Source organism: Mucilaginibacter frigoritolerans (assembly GCF_007830615.1).
GTDB lineage: Bacteria > Bacteroidota > Bacteroidia > Sphingobacteriales > Sphingobacteriaceae > Mucilaginibacter > Mucilaginibacter frigoritolerans.
In genome coordinates this window covers 201,190-224,306 of sequence record NZ_VLLI01000011.1, presented here as the reverse complement: position 1 = coordinate 224,306, position 23,117 = coordinate 201,190, and the positions used below count along the sequence as shown (strand labels likewise).

Genomic DNA, 23,117 nt, shown 5'->3' with positions numbered 1-23,117 from the left:
TACATTAAGTTTGATGGAGCATTGATTCCACTTAACTTAAAAAAGTATGAGCAGGCCTTTTTATTTATCAATCATTTTTGTGGCTGGTTTTAGTTTCAGTCTCCATGCACAATCTAAATTTTGGAGGAGCAAGGATGCCTATCTGGGCCAGAAGCCACCATCAGATACGCCCCAAATTTTTGCCCGTAATTTGCTAACGCAACGAGATACCTTCCCGCTTGACAGGGTGGCATTTTCTGATGATGGCAAAGAGTTTTATTATCCGAGCAATACCACCTGGTTCAGCAATAAAAATTCAAAAGTAAGATACTTTAAATACGTACATGGCAAATGGAATGGTCCATTTATTTTAAATGCATTTTACTATGCGCCTACTTTTTCAACTGATAATAAAACACTTTATTTTTTAGGCGGCAAGGGCGATGGCAAGCATGCTTTTGTTTGGCAATCAAAACGAACGCAAACAGGTTGGACGGAGCCGGTTGTTTATTTAGAGAAAGATTACGGTTTGTATGATTTTATGCCTACGCTAAGTGGAGTTTGTTATGTGGGAAGCAATGCGCACCAGGGCGATAGAAAAGATTTTAGCACTTATGATATTTGCACACTTACCATGTCGGCAAAAGATACTGTTATTCAGAGTCTTGGTCCGCCGATAAATACGCCCGGCTTTGATGGTGATTTTTACATCGCCAGTGATGAATCTTACATGATTATAAGTGCTAAAGAGACCAAAACATTTGAATGCGAACTGGACATCAGCTTCCGGAAGCCGGATAATACCTGGACGGAACCCGTTAGTCTTGGCCCTTTAATTAATGATGGTGTTGCTCATCGATGGGGTGAATATGTTACGCCTGATGGTAAATATCTTTTTTATTCGAAAGGTACAAGCCCGGCTGATTGCCATATTTACTGGGTCCGGTTTGATACATTGTTTCAGAAATTAAAACCATCTATGTAAATCAACCTGAAATATTACCGGATCAGCGTGATATAGCCTGATAGTATTTGCCCGTTAACTTTGGTGTCAATAACGTAATAGTATACCCCAACAGGTAACCGACCATTGTTGAAGGTTCCATCCCAGGGTTTGTCGTATCCTATGGAGTGATAAACTTTTTGTCCCCACCGGGTAAATATGTCAACCGTTGCATGTTCGTAGGCTTCAAGTCCTACAATGTCCCAGTAATCATTTATTCCGTCAGCATTTGGCGTAAATGTATTGGGGACAACTAATTTGGGCGATACAATGATAGAAACTACATCAGAAGTTACGCATCCTTTGCTATCGGTTACGGTTAAAGTATAGGTGCGGTCAATATCCCCGGTAATTACCGGGTTTTTTATACTGGTATTGCTGATGTCAACATCGGGTATCCACAAATAAGTTACATCGCTTTCGCTCACTACCGGATCTAGTGTAATGGTATACCCTTTTAAAACGTACCTGGTACCCCCGGCATTAACAGTTGGTGGTGGAGAGAAATCCACCTTTAAACTGTTCGTCGCAATAAAACAACTGGAGGCACCTGTTGCCCTTAATGTTAATTCTACCGAACCATTTTTGATATCCTGTGCCGATGGAATATAAATCGCATCAGGTTTAGTATCTGATGGGCTGAAAAACCCGGTTCCGGATGAGCTCCACTGTGCACCTCCGCCAATTAAAAGCTGTCCGGCCAATTGTACCGTATTTGTCTGGGAACAAACCGTTTGATTTGGACCCGCAATTGTGGCGGGTGATGGACCGAATTTTATAGTCATGCTTGACGCGGATGTATTACAATTACCAGTGGATGTTAAGGTAAGCGTAACCGAGCCTGCGGTGGTATCTGCAGGTGATGGAATATATTGCGCATTTAATGCCGTATTTGACGGACTGAAAGTTCCCGTTCCGGCGGTTGACCAAATCCCTGTGGTGTTACCACCTGTGATGACCCCGGCCAATTGCACCGACGGAGTAGTTGCGCATACTAATTGGTCGGGTCCCGCATTGGCAATGGGGGGTAGATCAATAACAACGTTAACGGTACCTGGCTGGCTGGGACAACCGTTTACAGATACCACCACGCTGTAAACTCCTGCATTTGCCTGGGTTATATTGTCGAATGATGGACTTTGTGCTGTTGAATTAAATCCATTAGGGCCCGTCCATTGGTAAGTCGCATCTTGTACAGCATCGGTACTTAAGTTAATGCTGCCATCAATACAAACCGGTGAATTGCTGGTAGCAACCGGAGTAGCCGGAGGTGGGTTTACAATAACGCCGTACTGAAATGGTGTGCCTTCGCAGCCAAAAGCTGTAGGAATAACATTATAAACTACCCTTATAGGCGCATTGGTGGTGTTTATTAGCGTTTCGCTTATAGTGCCTGACGTTTGGTTGGATACAGGTGCGTTACTGATACCGGCTGTAGCATCCCTGCTCCAGGTAAATGTTGCAGATGGGATATTTGACTGAATAGTATAGCTAAAGACAGATCCGCTACATGCGTTTTGCGATACATCACTGCTGATTGCCGCATTTGGATTTACGGTGACCACCAAATTAAATGTTACCCCCGTACAGGTACTGGTTTGTGAGGTAATAACATAAGTAACATCAATCGGAGCATTGGTAGTGTTATACAAGGCTTCTCTTATAGTAGGCGATGTTTGCCCGGATACTGCTGCATTGCTTATGCCATTAACGGCAGCACGGCTCCAGGCAAAGGTAGTCCCCGGCGTGTTGAAGGTAACGGTGTAATTAACCACGCTATAATCACAAATAGTATATGTTGGTGGACTGGTTACCACAGGTATTGGATAAACCGTAACTACATAGTTAAGGGATGGCCCCGGGCAACTGCCATTAAATGCAGTAATAACATAGGTTACATTTATTAAGTGACCGGTGGTATTGATAAGGGTTTCGGTAATAGTGCCCGATGTTTGGCTGGTAACCGCTGCATTACTTATTCCGGCAATAGCAGCGCGGCTCCATAAAAATGTAGCGTTTGGCATACTGGCGGTAATGGTATAGTTTAATGCGTTACCGCTGCAAATATTTTGCGTTGCACCGCTGGTAATATCAGGTACGGGTGTAACCGAAACATTAACCTGAGTGCGCGGGCTTATACAGCCATTGTTGTTTGCCTGTACATAATAAGTTGTGTTAACAGTTAATACCGGGGTTACGTAACTGCTACCGGTAAAAATAAGATTACCGCCGGTGGGGGCATCGTACCATTCATAAACGCCTGTAGATCCGCCTGCTGTTAATGTTGTTGTGCTACCCGAACATGCTATGCTATTTGTTACAACAGGTGCTGTTGGGATAGTATTTACAGTTACGGTAACTGCAGTTCTGTTACTGGCAATACCATTGCTTACTGCTTGTACATAATAAGTAGCAGTGATGTTGAGTGGCGGAGTGGTATAAATAGAACCGGTTGCTAATAACGTACCTCCGGTTGCTGCATTAAACCATTGCAATGTGCCTGTTGTTGCACTTGCTGTTAAAGTGGCACTGCTTCCCGGGCAAACATTTGTTCCTGTTGCTGTAGGTGCATTTAATGAATTATCAAAAGTAATAATCACCTGGCTTGATTTTGGCCCGCATGGACCCGTAGGATCAGCAGATGTTAAGGTGAGCGTAGCAGATGTTTCACCTGGGCCGGGGGTATAGGTGGAAGTCGGGGATGTTGGATTTGAGAAAGATCCGGTACCGCCAGTCCATTGTCCGCTGGTGGTGCCGCCCGTAATGCTGCCCGCTAACTGAACAACAGAACCCGTTAGTACGGTTTGCGCCGCACCTGCACTAACATTTACCCTTTGATAAATAATAACATTAGCTGTAGCAGTGCTTGATGGACAACCTCCGGTTGCCGCAATGGTATTGGTTACAGTATAATTGCCTTGGCTACTTGCAGCCAGATCAATTTGCCCGGTGCTTGTGCTTACAAAAACCAGGCCCGCAGGTGTTGCACTGAAATTGCCACCGCTTGCCCCGGTAACATAATTGGGCAGCGGATTAACATCATCCTGGCAATAGGGGCCGTTATATGAAAACTGGGATAATGCTGCTGCGGCAATAGCAACGGGAGCCGTTGAGACTGTTGAGCAGACATCATTACCGGTAAACTTTATAGTGTATTTTCCCGGTGTACTGGCTGTAATATCGATTTGTCCGGTTGTATTACTTACAAAAACTAACCCTGCAGGGGTTGCGGAAAAAGTTCCGCCTGCCGGATTATTAATAACAGGCGATGGGTTTGCCCCGGCAATACAAAAAGTGCCCGAAGGGTATTGAAACTGCGGCTGGCTTACAGAAGGAACGGTAACCGTTACAGCCGTTCGCGAACTGATGCATTGCCCATTTGTGCTTTGCACATAATAGGTAGTGGTTTTACTTAAAGCCGGTGTATTATAAGATCCTCCTGTTGCAAGTAAAGTCCCCCCTGTGGCGGCGTCATACCACTGAATAGTGCCGGTACCTGAAGCTGTTAAATTGGCTGATGTGCCAGGACAGGTAGAAGTGCCATTAGCTGTTGGCGCTGCAGGTATTGAATTTACGGTTACGCTTACAGCGGTTCTCGGGCTTGTACAGTCATTAGCGGTTGTTTCTACATAATAGGTGACGGTGGCCGTTAATGCCGGGGTTACGAAAACCTGTGATGAGGATAGTAAATTACCCCCGGTGGCTGCATCATACCAGGCATAGCTGCTGCCTGTACCAGTTGCTGTAAGTGTTGCCGGGCCCCCGGAACAAACACTGGTTCCGGAAGCGGTTGGAGCAGGAGTAGGGGCAAGCACTGTAACAGTTACAGCAACCCTTGGGCTGGTACAGCCTGCAAAAGTATTTTCTACATAGTAAGTGGTGGTTGCAGTTAATGGCGGGGTGGTAAAAGTGGCTGTTGTTGCTAAAGGATTCCCCCCGGATGCCGTGCTGTACCACTGGTAAGTACCGCCCTGGGAAACTGCCGTTAACGTAGTAACAGATCCTGAACATATAATGGCCCCAGAAACAGCCGGAGGGGATAGCTGAGGTGTTACATTAACATTTACTGGTGTTCGGGTACTGGTGCATTCGCCATTTGTTGCCTGAACATAATAAGTAGTGGAGTTTTTTAAAACAGGTGTGTTAAAAGTAGGGCCACTCGCTAAAAAATTCCCTCCTGACAGGGCATCAAACCATTGATAAGTGCCTGTTGAGCCGCTTGCTGTTAATGAAGCATTGGTTCCATAACAAATGGTAACATCCTGTGTAGCCGGAGCAGCAGGAATTGCGTTTACGGTTACACTAACCGCTGTCCGTGGACTTTCGCAGCCGTTTGAAGTGTTTTCTACATAATAGGTGGCGCTTGCTGTTAAAGGCGGGGTGGTATAATCAGGACTTGAAATTAATGAGGTACCACCTGTTGGTGTAGTATACCAGTTAAAAATGTCTGATGATCCGCTGGCATGTAAATTGGCGGTTGAACCATAACAAATGGAAACGGCATTAGCAGTTGGTGCTTGCGGAAAGGGTGTTACAATGGCAGTTACCGGCAAAGGGACACTTGTACAGCCACTTAATGATACCACTACATAATAGGTTGTGGTATTGTTTAGTACAGGTGTTGTAAAGGTTTGGCCCGTTCCTACTACGCTTCCTCCACTGGCGGCATTGTACCAGGTATAAGTATCACCGCCATTTGCTGATAAAGTGGCTACATTACCTGCACAAATACCAACCGAAGGCTGAGAAAGCACCACATTAAGCGTACACTGACCATACCCGTTGTATGCAAATATGAATAGAAGAAGGCAGATGAGTAACCGGATCCTCATAAATGTTACGTATATTTTTAGTGCACATTATCATTTATTGTCAAGCAGGAAAGTTTATTGATTTAATGATGTTCTCAAAATAAATCAACAACATTAATTCCGTGAATGCTAAAAGCATACCCAAGCTAAAGAAGGGGTAACACCAATCCGGTTAAATTGTTCGGTAGATAACAGCCGGTAGAAACTGTTTTTTGCGTTAATATCGGTAATTTTAACCAATATAATAAACCATATTAAATATTTTATGTCTGATTTAAGTGAGTATATGTCTGAAACAGCATTTTAATGCTTCAAATTTTATATAGAAACATAAAGGCAACATTAAGTTTAAATTAGTTTAGCATGTTTAACCTGTAAATTAAAAATGAGATAAATTATCATTAAGTAACGTTTGGGAATAATTTAATTTAAGGCCATGCGTTATATGACTTTTTAATGATAAAGAGAAAGGGCCAATTTTCATTTTATTCTGTTTATCATACTATTGCATGAAAAAATTAGTTCTTTTTAGTTTACTGGCATTTTGTCTTTTATCCGCCAGGGCGCAGGATAACTGGGAACTCAAAAGAAATGAAAATGGAATTGAGGTCTATATAAAAAAATCGCCGGTAGGCAACTTAAAAGAGCTAAGGGTTGTTTGCGAGTTGGATGCCACTAAGGAGCAATTGATCAATACCCTGCAAGACATTCCTAATTATAATGATTGGGTTTTTTCGAACAAGAAATCAACCATCTTAAAAACAATAAGTCCCGAAAGGATTATTTATTACACCGAATCGCGCTTACCCTGGCCAATAAAAGACCGCGATCTTATTGTAGAGCTTAATATTAATGATACACCGGATATTTTAAATGTACAAGCTAAAAGTCTTCCGGGTTACTTGCCTAAAAACAACAACTACATTAGAGTACCTTACTCATTGGCAACCTGGAAAGTAACACAATTACCCAACAATAAACTAAAGGTCGATTATACTTTCAGCGTTGACCCCGGAGGCAGTATCCCCGTTTGGCTGGTTAATGCTACTTTAGCTATTGGCCCGTACAATTCATTTGTGAAGCTAAAAGAGCTGCTGAGAATAAAGTATAAAAAATAGCCAGGTATTTAATACCTGCGTCCTGGGCTATTGGCTTGAAAATCAATGCAATTATTTTAAATTTCTGTTAAATTATAACATTTTGTATAAATGTTGTTACTGGTTTCCTTATTTTCGCTACGCCTAATTACTTCTTTTGATAAATTTTTAACAATCCCCTTTTGCCGTTCAATTTCCTCGTATGAGCTCATCAGTCACCCATAAATTATTAAAAGCAGTAAAAATCGCAGCCATTACTACAGCTAGTTTGTTGCTCCTGCTATTTGCTTTGCCCTACCTGTTTCCGCAAACGGTTAGTACTAAAATAAAACAGTGGGCCAATGGTAGCATCAACGGGCAATTACAGTTTTCAGGTACGGGCTTATCGTTCTTTAAACATTTCCCAAGCCTTACACTCACGCTTTACGATCTGTCCTTAAAAGGCAGTGCGCCATTTCAAAATGATACCCTGATAGCGGCCAAAGAGGTTTCATTCGGGATTGATCTCAGCTCAGTTTTTGAAAAGAAGATCACCATTAATAAAATATTTTTAAACCAGGCCTTTATTAATATACAGGCAGATACTGCGGGGCACGTAAATTATAACGTTTATAAACCAAAGTCAGCCTCAACAACGTCTCCTGCCGATACCAGCAGTGCATCGTTAGGTATTAACCAGATTTTAATTGAGAACAGCCGCCTGGTTTATAATGACCGTTCCCTGCCCATGCAATTTATTGCCCGGGGTATTAATTATACAGGCAAGGGCGATTTAAGTAAAGATGTTTTTGACCTGTACACCCATACCGAAATGGCATCGGTTGATTTTTACTATAATAACAATGCTTATGTGTTAGGTAAAAAGGTAAATGCCGATCTGATCACCAAAATCAATACCAAATCGCTGGCTTTTGTTTTTCAAAAAAACGACCTGCTTATTAACCAACTGCCTGTAAAGTTTATTGGCAAGTTTGCGTTTTTGAAAAACGGGTATGATATGGATTTTAAAATAAATTCGAACGAAAGCAGCCTGCATGATATGCTAACCGCTTTGCCCCCGAGTTATTTGAAATGGCTTGAAAAAACAGAGGTGAATGGTATTGGGAATCTGCAATTGGAGCTTGCCGGCAAATATATTGCTGCCGATAGTATTATGCCCGATTTGAATTTAAAGGTGAATGTGCGGAACGGTTATATCAATAACGAAAAATCGCCGGTACCTATCAGTAACCTGTATGTGAATTTTGAAACCAAACTCCCCGGTTTGGATCCTGATAGCTTACAGGTAAATCTCGACTCCTTATATTTTAATATGGGCAAAGATTATTTCAGTTCTATAATACGGGTAAAAGGTGTTAAAAAGCCGGATATCTATGCTAAGGTAAACACTGAAATCGATCTGGAAAAGTGGAATAATGCATTTGGTGTAAAACCGGTTAAGCTAAAAGGACGGTATTCATTACACTTATTGGCCAGTGGAAAATATGCTACCGGGATAAAACGGATTGGTATCAGAAAAGTAGATACCGTTATTACCAGCATCCCGAAATTTAGCCTGAAATCATCCTTTACCAATGGTTATTTTAAATATGCGTCATTACCCGAGGCTTTACAGGATATCAGCTTTAATGTAAATGCAGAATGCCCTGACAATAATTACGAGCATGCTACTTTTGAGATCCAAAACCTGAATGCCAAGGCACTTGATAATTATATTAAAGGAAATTTTAAAATTAGTGCTGCCCCAGGGGACCCTATGGATGCTGCGCTTGATGCCAGATTTAATTTAGCAGATATTAAAAAGTTTTACCCTCTTGATGCAGGATATACAATTTCGGGGATGCTGCTGGCCAATATGCAAATTAAGGGTAAATACGTGCCAGCAAAGCATGTTTTCCCGGTTACTACTGCTAATATCAATTTGAAGAATGGTTCAATTCAAACTAAATATTATCCTCATTCAATTCAAAATATTCAGGTTAATACTCAAATTACTAATAGCAACGGCTCATTAAAAGGATTGAAGGTGGTAATAAAACCAGCATCTTTTGTTTTTGAAGATAAACCGTTTTCAGTAAGTGCTTACCTTAATGATTTTAGTAACCTTCAATACAATATTCAATCACAGGGTACATTGGATGTAGGCAAAATATATCAGGTATTTGCTATAAAAGGATATGGTGTAAAAGGGCTTGTAACTACGCACTTATCCTTAAAAGGAAAGCAGAGTGATGCTATAGCCGGGCGATATGATAAACTAAGCAATTCAGGCTCTATGCAGGTGAACGATATTGCTTTATCATCAGAGCTTTTCCCAAAACCGTTTATTATAAAAAATGGCACATTCAGCTTTAACCAGGATAAAATGCAGTTTGATGCGTTTAAAGCCACTTATGGTAAGTCAACTATTATATTAAACGGTGCGCTGTCAAACGTTATTGGGTATGCTACAAAACCGGGCTCAGTTTTGAATGGCGATTTTAACTTTAGTAGTCCATCTATTATTGCGGACGATTTTATGGCCTTCGCCAATACTTCACCAACTGAAACAGGTAAGGCTGGTCCGGGGCCATCAGGCGTGATCATGGTACCAAAGAACCTTAATTTAAATTTTACAGCTGATGTTAAGAAGATAAAATACAATGGCCTGGAGCTTAAAGATGCTAAAGGACAAATGACCATTAACAACGGCAACATTATTTTAAAGCAAACAGGTTTTACTTTAATTGGAACCCCGGTAAGTATGGATGCCACTTATGCCAGCAGCAGCCCGACAAAGGCAACGTTTGACTATCATATTAACGCGCAAAATTTTGATGTTAAAAAAGCGTATCAGCAAATAAAACTTTTCAGGGATATGGCAACTTCTGCCAAAAATGCGGAAGGCTTAATCTCGTTGGATTATAAGCTTGCGGGAAGACTGAACAGCGATATGAAACCTGTTTATCCTTCATTAACAGGTGGCGGGGTATTATCTGTTGAAAAGGTGAAATTGAAAGGATTTAAATTGTTTAGCGCTGTTGGTAGTAAAACCGACCATAAAGGAATTGACAGCGGCGATGTTTCGAAGGTTAATATAGAAACTACTGTGGCCAATAATATTATCACCATTAAACAAACTAAAATGCGTATGGCTGGGTTTAGGTTAAAGTTTGATGGACAGGTTAGCTTTGATAATGCACTGAATCTTCACTTCAGATTAGGCTTGCCGCCATTAGGTATACTGGGTATCCCAATGACCATTACCGGAACAGAAACCAAACCTATCATCCATTTGGGCCGAGGCAAGCAAGGAGACGAACTGAAAGAAACGGAAGACAATGATCCCGGGCGCTAATTTTTTGATTTAAATATTAACCTACAAGGTGAATTTTATCCAGCCACCACCTTCATAACCAAAGCTAAATTGTTTTGGGTTGATGATTTCGGCCAGTATTTCAATAGAATCAACTATGCGTGGGCCGGGGCGATTAAAATACTGATTGCCATCGGCAATGTAAACGCGGTTGTTTTTTACGGCTTTCAGCTCGCCAAAGCCTGGTAATTGAAGCAGCAGGTCAATTTCTTTAAGGGTACGCTGGATAGGAAATCCACATGGCATCACCACCAAAATATCGGGGTCCTGCAAACGAATGTCAACCCATTCCACATAAGGCGAATGTTTGCCTGTTTCTGTTAACATGGAAATACCACCTGCAATGCTAACCAGATCAGGTACCCAGTTGCCCGAAAGCATTAGCGGTTCCAGCCATTCAATACAGGCAATGGTTGGTTTGTTTTCAATAAACTTTAATTTGTGACGGATAATGTCCACCCGTTCGTGCAAATCCTCCAGCAAAGCATTTCCGGCTTCGGTTACATTTAAGCCATCGGCAACGTTTTTTATATCGTTAAAAATATCATCCAGACTGTTGGGTTGCAGGGAAATAATCCGGGCATCTTTATCCAGGTAGTTTTCCAGTGCTTCTTCCACTTCTGTTAATGATACTGCACAAACTTCACACTGTGCCTGGGTTATCACTACATCAGGGGCCAGTTGTTTAATTACCTCGCGTTTTACCGAGTAAACCGAAAGCGCATCAGCTAGTATTTCTTTTACTTTTACATCAATGGCGGCACTGCTTAAGCCATCCGGAAAGTTGGCTTCAGAGCATACCGGCAATTGTTTTATCGTTTCGGGAAAGTCGCACTCGTGTGAGCGGCCAACAAGGTTTGCTTCAAGACCCAAAGCGTAAACTATCTCAGTTGCAGCCGGTAACAGGGAAATTATTTTAGTTTGCATATTTTTAGCTGTGCAAATGTAATTATTGTTAATAAAGGGTTATGCTATTTATTTTATGAAACAAAAAGAGTTTATGGTGATTAACAGTAAAACCTGTTACTTTGAGGCATGATATTGCTAACTTTTTTCATTGGGATCATTGCTAACTTCGTGGGGTATATTCCCCCGGGGAACATAAACCTTACCCTGGTACAGATCACCATAAACCGTGGCTTTAAGCAAGCCATGATGTTCATCATCTCCTTTTCGTGTGTTGAGTTCTTTTTTACCTATTTTATTATGCATGCCGCCAAATGGCTTTCGGGCGAGGTAAAGTTGGATACTATAATTGACTGGGTGATGGTAGTTTTATTTGGTGTACTGGGCGCTATTACATGGATACACCGTAAAAAAACGCCAGATACTAATTACTCAGACCAGGAAAGTATAAAATATGGCATATTACTTGGTTTTTTAAACCCCATGCAGGTGCCATTCTGGATGATTACCGGTACTTATTTAATTACCCACGAATGGATATTAGACGGCAAACTGGCGCTGGTTATTTTTAGTATTGGAGCGGCTGGTGGCGCATTTTTGGCCCTGTTTCTATATGCCAAATTTGCAAAATACATACAAAGTAAATTTGCATTAAGTAATAAGTTTATCAATACCGGTATAGCAGTGTTGTTTTTTGGATTTGCTGCCTATCATATAGTTAAGCAGATATACCTGGTGTTTTTTAAGCACTAACTGCTAGATAATTTACTTACTTAAAATATATTTGATGTTTCGCACAGTATCTGTCAATGACATTTCTTTTATGGGGATGTTATCGAAAAGGGTCAGTTTATAATTACCATCATTCATGATGTCATTAGTCTGACCGTTTTTATTCTGATGAATAACCAGGGCATCATTATCAATTTTCCATTTAAAATAAAATAATCCGGCGTCAGCGCTTTTGATAAACCCGGTGTAGTTTTTAGAGAATTCTACTTCCGGACAAACATTGCATTTTACTGCTGCTGAGTCATCATTATTTTGAAAATCCACGGTTTCATACATTCGCCATTTGCCGATTACCCTATCAGCAGTTTTTTCATTCGCCACCATATTTTGCTGGCAGGATGCAAAGAATATTAATGGAAGTATACAGATAATAAGGTTTTTCATGGTTAAGAATTATACATTTTGCTGCTGACTGGTGCGCGACTTGAAATTCCAGATCTTTTCGGCTTTGCTCCCTATCAACCAAAATGAGCCGGCCAGAATGGCGAAGAACAGGGTTTTGTTGGTATGCTCCCAAAAATATTCGAAGTATTTGGTATAGATAAAAATCAGGAGGAAGGTAATGCCAAATTCCCTGGCTATTACATCTTTGGTTTTTAAGCCATAAAAAAGGAACAAGGCTGCTACCGCTCCTGCAATTATCCCCCAATAAAATAAACTGATTTGCTTGATGTGCCACCAGGTATCAATACTGCCCAGGTTGCCAAATATGCTTAACAGCCACAAGGACATAAACAGGTAAAGTAAACCTACTACATAGGTAAGCTCCCAAAAGAAATTAAACCATTGTTGTTTTTTTGAAATGTGGCAACTGCTTACCAGCACCAGGCCAAATAGCACAAAACGTAATGGGTAATTCATCCCTAAAAAGTAATAGCTCCAGTGGGTTTGATAACCCGTTTCAGTACCAAACCAGCTACCTAGTGATACCAATGCAAAAAGCCATATAAGGCGCGATTCCATCCGGTAGGCCAAAAAGCCATACACAAAAACAGAGAGCAAAAATAATAGGGAAAAATGGCCCGAACCATTATCAAAAGTTTTACCCAGATAGGCAATGCAACAAGCGGTAAACAATACGCCGGTAAAAATAATGGCCTCATTACTGAAAACTTTTTCAGGGTGTTTCTTTTCCCATAGCCTGCCGAAATAAAACGCCAATGCAGCTACAACGGCCGAAACGGCGCTGATTACAATATCAGGGGTATAATACAGGCTTTCGAGCCATTTAATTACTTTGTTATCAATAATGAGCGATCCAACAGCAATCATCCCGCAAAACAAAGCTATCCAAAATGAATATTTGGCCAGCCGCATCCAGTCGAAACCTTTAACCTCGTATGATTTACGCAGACTTTCGGCAAGGCCGGCATCAATCAGATGGTCTTTTTCCCAATGCGAAATAGCTTTGTTTAAAAAATCACTTTCCTGCTTATCGAGGTTGAGTTTACTCATGAGGATAGCCTATAGTTCATGGTTGATTTTAATAGTTTAACAAAGCTAAACCAAAACTGTTAGTGCAAGATAGCGGATATTGAACAAATTAGCTAATCATTAACAACTTAGGATCTATAAACTATGAGCCATCAAGCCAACAAAGCCGTTATATCAATTTTGTCTTGTGCCAATTGGGCCTTTAACTCATCAAGAGAGGAAAATTTGATATCGCCACGCACAAAGTTCAAAAACTCCATGCTAATACGCTGGTTATAAATTTCACGGTTGAAATCAAAAATATTTACTTCAATGTTTCGGGTTAATCCGTTTACGGTTGGTCTGCTGCCAATATAGGCCATCCCTTTATGAATAATCCCATCAATAGTTACCTTAACTGCAAAAATACCATCGGCAGGAATAAGTTTATACCTTTCTTCAATAACAATATTGGCTGTAGGATAACCAATTTGCCTGCCAATTTGGTCGCCGCGTGTTACTGTGCCGGTAATAAAAAACGGATAACCTAAAAAGGTATTGGCCTGTTCAATATCATTTGCCAAAAGGGCCGTGCGGATCCTTGTTGAACTTACGGCAACTTCGTTAATGTCCTGTTCAGGTATTTCAATTACATCAAATCCGTAAACGGGGCCAAGGCGCAGGAAATCTTCCAGGCCGCCCTGGCGGTCTTTACCAAAACGATGATCGTAACCGATTACTATTTTTTTGGTGCCGATTTTATTTACCAGTATATCCTTGATGTATTCTTCGGCAGTTTGATTGGAAAAATCGCGCGAAAATGGTGTAATAATCAGGTGATCGACTCCTAATTTCTCCAACAGTTCGGCCTTTTCATTAATGGTGTTGATCAGTTTGATGCTTTCATCTTCAGGGTGTAAAATCATCCGTGGATGCGGGAAAAAAGTAAGCAAAACCGTTTCGCCGCCGGTGCTTTCTGCAAGGTCTTTAATATTGGCTATTATTTTACGGTGCCCCTGGTGTACCCCGTCAAAAGTACCAATGGTAACAACTGCATTGTCTAATCTTTCAAAATCATCAATGTGATGGTAGATTTTCATTTTTCAGTAATCGGTGAAATCTCTTTAATCGTTTTTAAATCTCTGATGATATTTACCAGCTCCATCACTTCCCAGGCATCATCAACTTTATAATCACCGCTACGGGTACGTCTTAATTTGGAAAGATAAGCGCCGTTATTCAGTGCTTTCCCAAAATCATTCACTAATGAACGGATATAAGTGCCTTTGCTGCATACTACCCTGAAATTAATTTCAGGAAGTGCTATATTGGTTATTTCGAACTCGGTTATGGTTACATTTCGTAAACGCAGTTCAACCTCTTCGCCGCGACGGGCCTTTTCGTACAGGCGCTCCCCATCAATTTTGATGGCCGAATGGGCTGGCGGATATTGCTGTATATCACCAATAAATTGTTTACAGGCTGCTTTTATATCGTGTTCCGTAATATGGCTGATATCGAATTTTTGATCGGCTTCGGTTTCCATATCGTAAGAGGGCGTGGTTTCGCCCAATACCATGGTGCCGGTGTATTCTTTTTCCTGTGCCTGAAAGGTATCGATCTGTTTAGTCATTTTACCGGTGCAGATAATGAGCAGACCGGAAGCCAGCGGATCAAGCGTGCCGGCATGACCTACCTTTAGTTTTAAAGGTTTAAAAGCATTGCGGATTTTGCCCACCACATCAAAGCTGGTCCAGTTATAAGGTTTGTTAACCAATAATAACTGTCCTTCGGTAAAGTCCTCTATTTTAGTAAATGGGTTATTCAATATGTTGTTTTTTTCAGAAACCTTGCAAATAAGGTGCAAAGGTAGCTGTCTGAATATGATTTTTAAGCTTTTAGGATTAAAAGATGTTTTTGAGTCTTTTTTAAAAGATTAAAGCACCAATTACTGCTGATATTATTTACACAGCCACATCACCTGTCAGAAAAATATCCTCTGTAATTTGTGGGATAATGCTTTTTTCGAGTGCGGTATCAAACATTAGCTTGATAGCTTTTTTACCTTCTGCACCTAAATCAACAGAGTATTTATTAACGTAAAGATCAATGTGCTTATACATTACCTCTTCGCTCATTTCCTGGGCATGGGCGCGAATAAAATCCAAACCTGATTTTGGATTTTCAAAAGCAAATTCAACTGAACGGCGCAGTACACGATTAATTTTATGCTGAACATCCAAAGGTAAATTACGATTAGCCACAATACCACCCAGCGGAATAGCGCAGCCGGTTTCCTTTTCCCAATAGTCGCCTAAATCAATAATCTTTTTTAAGCCTTTATCCTGGTAAGTAAAACGATTTTCGTGGATAATTAAACCGATATCAACGCGGCCCTCTAAAACGGCATTTTCAATATCTGAAAAAACAAGTTCAACTTTATTGTTTGCGTTTGGAAATGCCAGTCCCAGCAAAAAATTGGCTGTAGTGTATCTCCCTGGAATCCCAATTTTAGGGTTAGATACGGCCGATTTTAAAAAAGCGTGAAGTTTCTCCGGATCGTCCTTGCAGATTAGCATTGGGCCAACACCAAAGCCCAAGGCGCTGCCCGCGTCAAGCAAAACGTATTTATCGGCAACATAGGCAAAGGCATGATAGCTTAGTTTTGAAATATCCAGCTCGCCTCGCATTGCCTTTTGATTCAGCGTTTCTACATCGTCATAAAATACTTCAAACTCCAGGCCTTCCGTATCAATTTTATGATGGATAAGTGCATCAAAAATAAAGGTATCATTTGGGCAAGGCGAAAAACCGAGGGATAGTTTCATAGTTTCAGTTTGTTAAGTTGACTGAGTTAAATTGGGATGATGAAATCGAAAAGAGCATAATATCCCCAAATCAATTTACCCTATTAAGCGTACAGCTTTAAAAACTCAATGGCAAATGTATTCAGATTTTTTATGGCTAACCCTATCTTCCAGCTATCGCGATTGCGTTTTTCTACATAATTTGACACTGCCCTGATTTGCAGGCAGGGTACATTCATTTCCTGGCATACATAAAAAAAGGCAGCACCTTCCATACTTTCCAATTGTGGGTTTAACCTTGCAGCCACTTTTGCTATGGAAGCTTCATTGCCATGTACCGTATTTACTGTAATTGCCCGGGCTTTTTTCAAATTAAATGTATTAAAAAGATTATACAGGTTTGAAATTTCTGTAGTGGGATAAAAAGTGCCTTTGCCAAAACCCAATTCTTCGATGGGTAAAAATTGGTTGTCGTCTTCTGCCCCCAGTTCAGAAAAAGTATCTTCTGTAATCTCCAATACCTCACCCAAAGCAATCTCCCGGTCAAAACTACCGGCAATACCCAGGTTAATCACCAGGTCGTACGTATTTGCTGCCAGATGCTTTCCTAATGCAAATGCCGTAGCCACCATGCCTACACCCGTAGTGAGAACCGAAATTTCGGATATCGAATGTTCAATTTCGGATTTAATAGTTAGTACATCTTTTTCTGATAGGAGCTCTTTCAAATTAACATTGCCCCAAAAATCCGAAATCGAAATTCCGAATTCCGATATCAAAGGAGAAACTTCGGCCTCTGTAGCCGCTACCACCAATATTTTCATTAGCGTAAATTGTTTTTAAGGCAATTTAACTATCATGAGCCTGTCTATTTATTCCGGCTTGTAAGCGGCTGCTCATGATGGTTTTATATTGCAATTTTTTGACAGCTAAGATAAAACATGTTGCCTGTTTTTGTTTTGTATATTTGCACCATTATTTGTTATGATGATATACATTACGCGCAGAGAACATTTTAACGCAGCACACCGGATGTACCGTGAAGAGTGGAGCGAAGAGAAGAATGCTGAGGTTTTTGGCAAATGTGCCAATCCAAACTGGCATGGGCACAATTACAACCTTTTTGTAACAGTAAAAGGCGAAATAACACATGCAACCGGTTATTTGATTGATTTAAAAGATTTAAAAGTTATTATTAACGACTATGTTATTGAAAAACTTGACCATAAAAACATCAATAAAGATGTTCCTTTTATGGCAGGAAAAATGGCATCGACAGAATTGCTTTGTATTGAAATTTTTAACCAGCTGAAAGCACCTATTGAAGCACATGAAGGTGTGTTTTTACATTCAGTAAAATTACACGAAACCGAAAATAATTCGGCAGAGTATTTTGGCGATTAAACCTGAAAAATGATTAACGAAAACCATGTTACCGACCCGGATGATGATGACATTGAAGGGTATACGAAAATTGATCGATATAACGAGAGCCTTATAAGTAACTTATCGGCCCATTATAAAGATGTTTTGGGCCTTATAGGTGAAAATCCTGAACGTGAAGGTTTACTAAAAACACCCGAAAGAATATCAAAAGCATTATTGTATTTAACCCAGGGATATGAGCTTGATGCGAAGAGCATTTTAACTTCGGCCATGTTTAAGGAAGATTACAGCCAGATGGTGCTGGTTAAAGATATTGAGGTTTATTCCATGTGCGAGCACCATATGCTGCCATTTTTTGGCAAAGCACATGTAGCCTATATTCCTAACGGGCATGTGGTTGGTTTAAGCAAGATACCACGTGTGGTAGATGTTTTTGCGCGCCGCTTACAAGTACAGGAACGGCTTACCAATGAAATACGCGATTGTATACAAGATACGTTGAACCCTATGGGAGTTGGTGTTGTTATTGAATGCCGCCATCTGTGTATGAGTATGCGCGGGGTGCAGAAACAAAATTCAGTTACCACCACTTCGGCCTTTACTGGTGGGTTTTTATCAGAAAAAACACGTACGGAATTTTTAAACTTGATATCGGCCCGGCTGAGCTAAAATTGGTGAGTAGTTGATTGAGTGAATGGTTGATTAAGTTAAGAATAGTAAAAGTTAATTTTATAAATCAAGTTAATACATAAATTTGCGTCAACAACAACTCACTTAATTAACATTATAAACTAATTTAACTAATTCATATTGAAAGCATACATTTTTCCGGGACAAGGTGCCCAATTTGTAGGTATGGGTAAAGACTTGTACGATCAATCGGAACAGGCCCGTACTTTATTTGAGCAGGCTAATGACATACTTGGTTTCCGTATTACTGATATTATGTTTGAAGGTACTGTTGAAGACCTTAAACAAACCAATGTTACCCAGCCGGCTATTTTTTTACATTCAGTTATTTTAGCTGCTGTTTTAGGTGATGATTTTAAGCCAAAAATGGTTGCGGGTCACTCTCTTGGAGAGTTTTCTGCTTTAGTTGCCGCTAAGGCGCTATCTTTTGAGGACGGTTTGCGTTTAGTAGCGGCCCGCGCCAATGCCATGCAAAAGGCTTGTGAAATACAACCATCAACCATGGCGGCAATATTGGGGCTTGATGATTTTACAGTTGAAGATATTTGCCACAGAATAAGCGATATTGTAGTTGCTGCTAATTATAATTGCCCGGGCCAGTTGGTAATTTCAGGTACTATTGCCGGAGTTGACAAGGCTTGCGAAGAATTAACCGCAGCAGGTGCAAAAAGAGCATTAAAATTGAATGTTGGAGGTGCATTTCATTCGCCACTGATGGAAGTTGCAAGAGTTGAGCTGGCGCATGCCATTGAACATACCGAAATTAAAGCACCTGTTTGCCCTATTTATCAAAATATTGATGCCAAACCTTATACAGACCCGGCACACATCAAACATAATTTAATAGCCCAGCTTACTGGCCCTGTAAGGTGGACCCAAACCGTTAAACATATGTTGGAAGACGGAGCCACGTCATTTACAGAAGTAGGCCCCGGAAATGTGCTGCAAGGCCTGGTTAAAAAGGTTGACAGGCATATACCAACAGAAAGCGCCGTTATATAATAATTTTAAAAGCCATCTGTTTAATTAAGATGGCTTTTTTTTTGTTTAAATTGCACTTTCTTAAATAACCACTTGGCTGCATCCGGAAAAATACGTGTACTACTGGTTTTATTATGTGCCAGTTTGTTTGTTACAGCTGTAATTGTTCAAAAAACATATACACCTGTAAATAATCTTGAGCAAACAGCTAAAACGCTGGAAAACAACCTCCATAAAAAAGAGCATTATGTTGATGCTTTTTTAGATGATCCAATCAGGCTTAATGAATTGCGAGAGTTGCCAACCCACCCTCAACTGGCACTTAATTACATTAAATACTTTACTACTAATAACAGTATTTGGTTTATCACCTTAAAAAACAATCAGCTGAGTTTTTGGAGCGGAGTAAAAGTAATCCCCGACCACCCTGAATTTATAAAAAATGGATATTCATTTTTAAAACTGGCGAACGGATATTACGATGTTGTAAAAAAAACAAACAGAAATTTTTCTGTTATTTTTTTTATCCCGGTAAAGCCAAATTATGCCTTCCAAAATCAATATCTGCAAAACACATTTGCAAATGATCTGATAAAAGATAACAATATTGAAATTGCCGATTTTACAGATAAAAATATCTATGAAATACACAGCATAAACAACAGCTATCTGTTTTCTGTGAAAGCAAAACCCGATTTGGTAAATCACACGTTTTTTTACTACGAATTAACCATTTGGCTATTAGCTCTTTTGTGCGCATGCGTTTTAATGGGGAATGTTTGCAATTATATAGCCTCAAAGGGTTACCTGGCGTTTGCATTAATTTTTCTGGCTACGTTTATAATTGTATTAAGGTATATCAACCTGCATTATAACTTGCCCAATTTTACGTACAGGCTCGAAATTTTTAACCCGGCAATTTATGGTTCAAGTTATACCTATCCTTCTTTAGGCGATTTTTGCATTAACATTTTGTTTATTACCTGGTTTGTGGTTTTTCTGTACAAGCAGCGCCGCAGGTTTCTGAAAAAAATTCCGGGTAAGGTAGTTTCCTACTTCATATTAGTAGTTGGTATTGCAAGTCTTATTTTTATTTCTGCCTCTTTTTTAAACCTGTTTTATGGTTTGGTTATCAATTCGAAAATTAGTTTTGATGTAAGTAATGTGCTTAACCTTTCACTCTTTAGTTTGATTGGCGTACTTATGCTTTGCTTTAGTTTTCTGGTCTTTTATTTACTAAATGAAATCTTTTTAACCATTGCCATTAAACTACCCGTGCCTAACTCGCATAAAATTTTGTTGTTTGTATTAGGAATAATTATAGCCAGCTTAATTACTGTTTACCATCACGTTTCTTCGTTGTTTTATTTGCTTTTGGCTCTAATAGCATTTATACGGGCTTATGCTTACAGATATAGAGATGGTTATCTGAACTCCACAGCTTTTGGGCTTATTATTTTAATATGTGCATTTATATCTTCCATTAAGCTCAGCCATTTTGAAGATGTTAAGGAAAAAGAAATAAGAAAGGCCTATATACAAAAGCTTGAAGTTCCTGATGATGCCAATGCCGATGATATTTTTAAAAAAATTGAACAACAAGTAGTAACCGATACCTCAATAATTCATTATTTTAAAGATAGCCTTTATAATGCCGACTATGTAAAAACACGCTTACAGAAATTATATTTTAATGGCTATTTGTCCAAATATGAATTTAATGTACATGAGTTTAATAGTGAGGATAAGCCTCTCTCGGCTGATAAAAATTATGATCTGAACGACTTTAAAGATGAGGTGCTTTATAGTTCGTACAAAGTTTCAAACTACTTCTACCGTGAAAATCAATCCTTTGGATTCTTAAATTACTTTGCCATTATTCCCATATACCAAAACAAAAAAAACCTGGGTACCATAGTAGTGGAGTTAAAAACAAAGCCCCTACAGTCATTTGCTTCATTTCCCGGATTATTGATTGACGGGCAGGTAAATATTGAAAATGAATTTAAGGGTTATTCTTACGCATTTTACATTGATAATAAGTTATTAAGCCAAAGCGGAAGTTATGTTTATGATTTAACTAATCGTGATTTGCAGGGCAAGTTAAAGAAGTATGTTTTTGTAAATACAAGTAACGATAAGGAAGAGTGGTATCTGCGCTTCATTACCTATAGCCATTTAATTTATAAGCCCAGTGAACGTAATTTAATAGTTGTTAGTAAAGAAGAGAATGAATTGTTTTTTGGAATTACCTCTATCACTTTCTTTTTTGTGATATTCCTGGTATTTGGTGTTTTTATTTTAACTGCAAGATGGCTTTGGTTAAGGATAAAAATATTGAAAGTAAAAAATGATAGTATGATATGGAGCTTTAAACTTAATCTGGAACGTGTACTGTATAAAACCAGGATCCAGTTTTCAATGGTTTTTGCTGTTGTAGCAACATTGATAATAGTTGGTTTCATAACATTTTTCTCCATAAGTGCCCAATACCAGGATCAGCAGGATAAGACAATCAGGGAAAAGATTAGCCGGATTGTACGTGCATTTGAAGGGGGGCAGGTTAACAAGTACCTGACCAATAATAATGAAGAAAGCCAGGTTCAGTTTGATGAATTTGCAAATATCTACCTGGCCGACCTTACCTTATTTGATTTAAATGGTACCATGATGATAAGCACTCAGCCTAAAATTTATGAATTTGGGCTATTGGCCCGGCGCATGAATGGCAGGGCTTATATTGCTTTAAATAAGCTTCAAAAATCGGAATATGTAAATAATGAGATTATTGGAAAGCTGAATTATAAGGCAGCATATTTACCGGTACGGAATTCGAAAAATGAAACCATCGCATACCTGGAATTACCCTATTTTTCTAACGAGACGGATTATAAAGAACGCATTGGGGCCTTGCTTAACGTAATGATAAATGTTTATGCTTTGGTGTTTATAGCCATTGGCTTATTTGCTGTAGTTATAGCAAGGCAAATAACGGCCCCATTAAACTTCATACAACAAAGTTTAAGCAGAACTATTTACGGTAAAAAGAATGAACCGATTAAGTGGGATCGTAATGATGAGATTGGTGCATTGGTAAAAGAGTATAACCAAATGATAGCTGCGCTTGAAAACAGTGCCCAAAGGCTTGCCCAGTCAGAGCGGGAGAGTGCGTGGCGGGAAATGGCCAAGCAGGTTGCTCACGAAATTAAAAATCCGCTTACCCCACTAAAATTGGGTTTACAATTACTTGATAAATCATGGAAAGATAAAGATCCTAAATTTGATCAGAAGTTTGAGCGTTTTAGTAAATCATTTGTTGAGCAAATTGAAAGTCTTTCGTCTATTGCATCAGAGTTTTCGGCGTTTGCGAAAATGCCCGACACTCGGATAGAACCACTTAATGTTTTTGACGTGTTAACCCAGGCAGTGACCATTTTTAAACAAATGGATAATGTTAAAATTGTTTACTTGCCACCATCAACGCCTTTTATGATCAACGCTGACCGTGATCAATTATTAAGGTGTTTTAATAATCTGCTTAAAAATGCTATTGAGGCTTCTCCTGCAAGCAGGGTGGGTGTAATAGAAGTTAACTACCTCATAACAAGCAAAAATATTTTACTTACCATACATGACAATGGTAACGGGATACCGGAAGAGCTGCGGGAGAAAATTTTTGAACCCAATTTTACCACAAAAAGCTCAGGAACCGGCCTTGGATTAGCCTTTGTAAAAAACTCTATCGAAAATGCTGGCGGCAAGGTTTGGTTCGAAACGGTGGTTAATGAAGGCACCACATTCTATTTGAGCTTGCCTTTGGTGTAAGCATTTCCATTTATCTTGCTGTTAAGACATAAAAAAAGCGTCATTCTATTTTTTGATAGAATGACGCTTTAA

Annotated in this window: 16 protein-coding genes; 8 read left to right on the top strand and 8 right to left on the bottom strand. The window is 39.6% G+C overall.

Annotation, left to right across the window (positions count from 1 at the left end; translation table 11 throughout):
- Positions 1 to 46 precede the first annotated feature (46 nt).
- Entirely contained in the window at positions 47 to 964 is a 918-nt protein-coding gene (locus JN11_RS18355; RefSeq protein WP_144914882.1) for a PD40 domain-containing protein, read from the top strand.
- Between the two features lie 14 nt (positions 965 to 978).
- Here JN11_RS18355 and JN11_RS18350 read toward each other — a convergent pair whose 3' ends face one another.
- Positions 979 to 5,814, bottom strand: coding sequence for an Ig-like domain-containing protein (locus tag JN11_RS18350; protein ID WP_144914881.1), 4,836 nt, complete (start codon positions 5,812 to 5,814; stop codon positions 979 to 981).
- A gap of 488 nt (positions 5,815 to 6,302) precedes the next feature.
- On the opposite strand from JN11_RS18350, the gene JN11_RS18345 reads away from it, so the two are divergent.
- Together JN11_RS18345 and JN11_RS18340 are read left to right on the top strand one after the other, a co-directional pair.
- Positions 6,303 to 6,911, top strand: coding sequence for an START domain-containing protein (locus JN11_RS18345; protein WP_144914879.1), 609 nt, complete (start codon positions 6,303 to 6,305; stop codon positions 6,909 to 6,911).
- A gap of 181 nt (positions 6,912 to 7,092) precedes the next feature.
- Entirely contained in the window at positions 7,093 to 10,227 is a 3,135-nt protein-coding gene (locus tag JN11_RS18340; protein ID WP_144914877.1) for an AsmA family protein, read from the top strand.
- Between the two features lie 21 nt (positions 10,228 to 10,248).
- Here the strand turns inward: JN11_RS18340 and JN11_RS18335 are convergent, their stop codons facing one another.
- Entirely contained in the window at positions 10,249 to 11,172 is a 924-nt protein-coding gene (locus JN11_RS18335; protein ID WP_144914876.1) for a cobalamin-binding protein, read from the bottom strand.
- Positions 11,173 to 11,280: 108 nt separating this feature from the next.
- On the opposite strand from JN11_RS18335, the gene JN11_RS18330 reads away from it, so the two are divergent.
- Complete coding sequence (locus JN11_RS18330) at positions 11,281 to 11,904, top strand: LysE family translocator (protein WP_144914874.1); 624 nt, start codon at positions 11,281 to 11,283, stop codon at positions 11,902 to 11,904.
- 12 nt (positions 11,905 to 11,916) lie between these two features.
- Here JN11_RS18330 and JN11_RS18325 read toward each other — a convergent pair whose 3' ends face one another.
- From JN11_RS18325 to mqnB, 6 genes are all read right to left on the bottom strand, one after another.
- Positions 11,917 to 12,327, bottom strand: a complete 411-nt coding sequence (locus JN11_RS18325) for a hypothetical protein (protein WP_144914873.1) — start codon at positions 12,325 to 12,327, stop codon at positions 11,917 to 11,919.
- Between the two features lie 9 nt (positions 12,328 to 12,336).
- Positions 12,337 to 13,398 carry a DUF2157 domain-containing protein gene (locus tag JN11_RS18320; protein WP_144914871.1) on the bottom strand — a complete coding sequence of 354 codons (1,062 nt, stop codon included), beginning with the start codon at positions 13,396 to 13,398 and terminating at the stop codon, positions 12,337 to 12,339.
- A gap of 131 nt (positions 13,399 to 13,529) precedes the next feature.
- Complete coding sequence (locus tag JN11_RS18315; protein WP_144914870.1) at positions 13,530 to 14,456, bottom strand: bifunctional riboflavin kinase/FAD synthetase; 927 nt, start codon at positions 14,454 to 14,456, stop codon at positions 13,530 to 13,532.
- Entirely contained in the window at positions 14,453 to 15,184 is a 732-nt protein-coding gene (gene truB, locus JN11_RS18310) for a tRNA pseudouridine(55) synthase TruB (protein ID WP_144914868.1), read from the bottom strand. Before truB ends, JN11_RS18315 begins: the two co-directional genes overlap by 4 nt.
- A 136-nt stretch (positions 15,185 to 15,320) precedes the next feature.
- A complete protein-coding gene (locus JN11_RS18305) occupies positions 15,321 to 16,184 on the bottom strand; it encodes a menaquinone biosynthesis family protein (protein WP_144914866.1) in 864 nt (287 codons plus the stop codon).
- An 83-nt stretch (positions 16,185 to 16,267) separates the two neighbouring features.
- Positions 16,268 to 16,987, bottom strand: coding sequence for a futalosine hydrolase (gene mqnB / locus JN11_RS18300; RefSeq protein ID WP_144914865.1), 720 nt, complete (start codon positions 16,985 to 16,987; stop codon positions 16,268 to 16,270).
- 163 nt (positions 16,988 to 17,150) lie between these two features.
- Here mqnB and JN11_RS18295 point away from each other — a divergent pair, with 163 nt between their 5' ends.
- The 4 genes from JN11_RS18295 (at position 17,151) to JN11_RS18280 (ending at position 23,045) form a co-directional block, all read left to right on the top strand.
- Positions 17,151 to 17,567 (top strand): 6-pyruvoyl trahydropterin synthase family protein, encoded by a 417-nt coding sequence (locus JN11_RS18295; protein ID WP_144914918.1) that lies wholly within the window; start codon positions 17,151 to 17,153, stop codon positions 17,565 to 17,567.
- 9 nt (positions 17,568 to 17,576) lie between these two features.
- A complete protein-coding gene (gene folE, locus JN11_RS18290; protein ID WP_144914863.1) occupies positions 17,577 to 18,218 on the top strand; it encodes a GTP cyclohydrolase I FolE in 642 nt (213 codons plus the stop codon).
- A 141-nt stretch (positions 18,219 to 18,359) separates the two neighbouring features.
- Complete coding sequence (fabD, locus tag JN11_RS18285; protein ID WP_144914862.1) at positions 18,360 to 19,241, top strand: ACP S-malonyltransferase; 882 nt, start codon at positions 18,360 to 18,362, stop codon at positions 19,239 to 19,241.
- Positions 19,242 to 19,313: 72 nt separating this feature from the next.
- Positions 19,314 to 23,045 (top strand): ATP-binding protein, encoded by a 3,732-nt coding sequence (locus tag JN11_RS18280; protein WP_144914860.1) that lies wholly within the window; start codon positions 19,314 to 19,316, stop codon positions 23,043 to 23,045.
- Positions 23,046 to 23,117: the final 72 nt, after the last annotated feature.

Coding starts and splice junctions, on each gene's coding strand:
- mqnB (WP_144914865.1), bottom strand. CDS start 16,987: ATGAAAATATTGGTGGTAGCGGCTACAGAGGCCGAAGTTTCTCCTTTG.
- JN11_RS18345 (WP_144914879.1), top strand. CDS start 6,303: ATGAAAAAATTAGTTCTTTTTAGTTTACTGGCATTTTGTCTTTTATCC.
- folE (WP_144914863.1), top strand. CDS start 17,577: ATGATTAACGAAAACCATGTTACCGACCCGGATGATGATGACATTGAA.
- JN11_RS18335 (WP_144914876.1), bottom strand. CDS start 11,172: ATGCAAACTAAAATAATTTCCCTGTTACCGGCTGCAACTGAGATAGTT.
- JN11_RS18320 (WP_144914871.1), bottom strand. CDS start 13,398: ATGAGTAAACTCAACCTCGATAAGCAGGAAAGTGATTTTTTAAACAAA.
- JN11_RS18330 (WP_144914874.1), top strand. CDS start 11,281: ATGATATTGCTAACTTTTTTCATTGGGATCATTGCTAACTTCGTGGGG.
- JN11_RS18355 (WP_144914882.1), top strand. CDS start 47: ATGAGCAGGCCTTTTTATTTATCAATCATTTTTGTGGCTGGTTTTAGT.
- JN11_RS18325 (WP_144914873.1), bottom strand. CDS start 12,327: ATGAAAAACCTTATTATCTGTATACTTCCATTAATATTCTTTGCATCC.
- JN11_RS18295 (WP_144914918.1), top strand. CDS start 17,151: ATGATATACATTACGCGCAGAGAACATTTTAACGCAGCACACCGGATG.
- JN11_RS18340 (WP_144914877.1), top strand. CDS start 7,093: ATGAGCTCATCAGTCACCCATAAATTATTAAAAGCAGTAAAAATCGCA.
- JN11_RS18350 (WP_144914881.1), bottom strand. CDS start 5,814: ATGAGGATCCGGTTACTCATCTGCCTTCTTCTATTCATATTTGCATAC.
- JN11_RS18315 (WP_144914870.1), bottom strand. CDS start 14,456: ATGAAAATCTACCATCACATTGATGATTTTGAAAGATTAGACAATGCA.
- JN11_RS18305 (WP_144914866.1), bottom strand. CDS start 16,184: ATGAAACTATCCCTCGGTTTTTCGCCTTGCCCAAATGATACCTTTATT.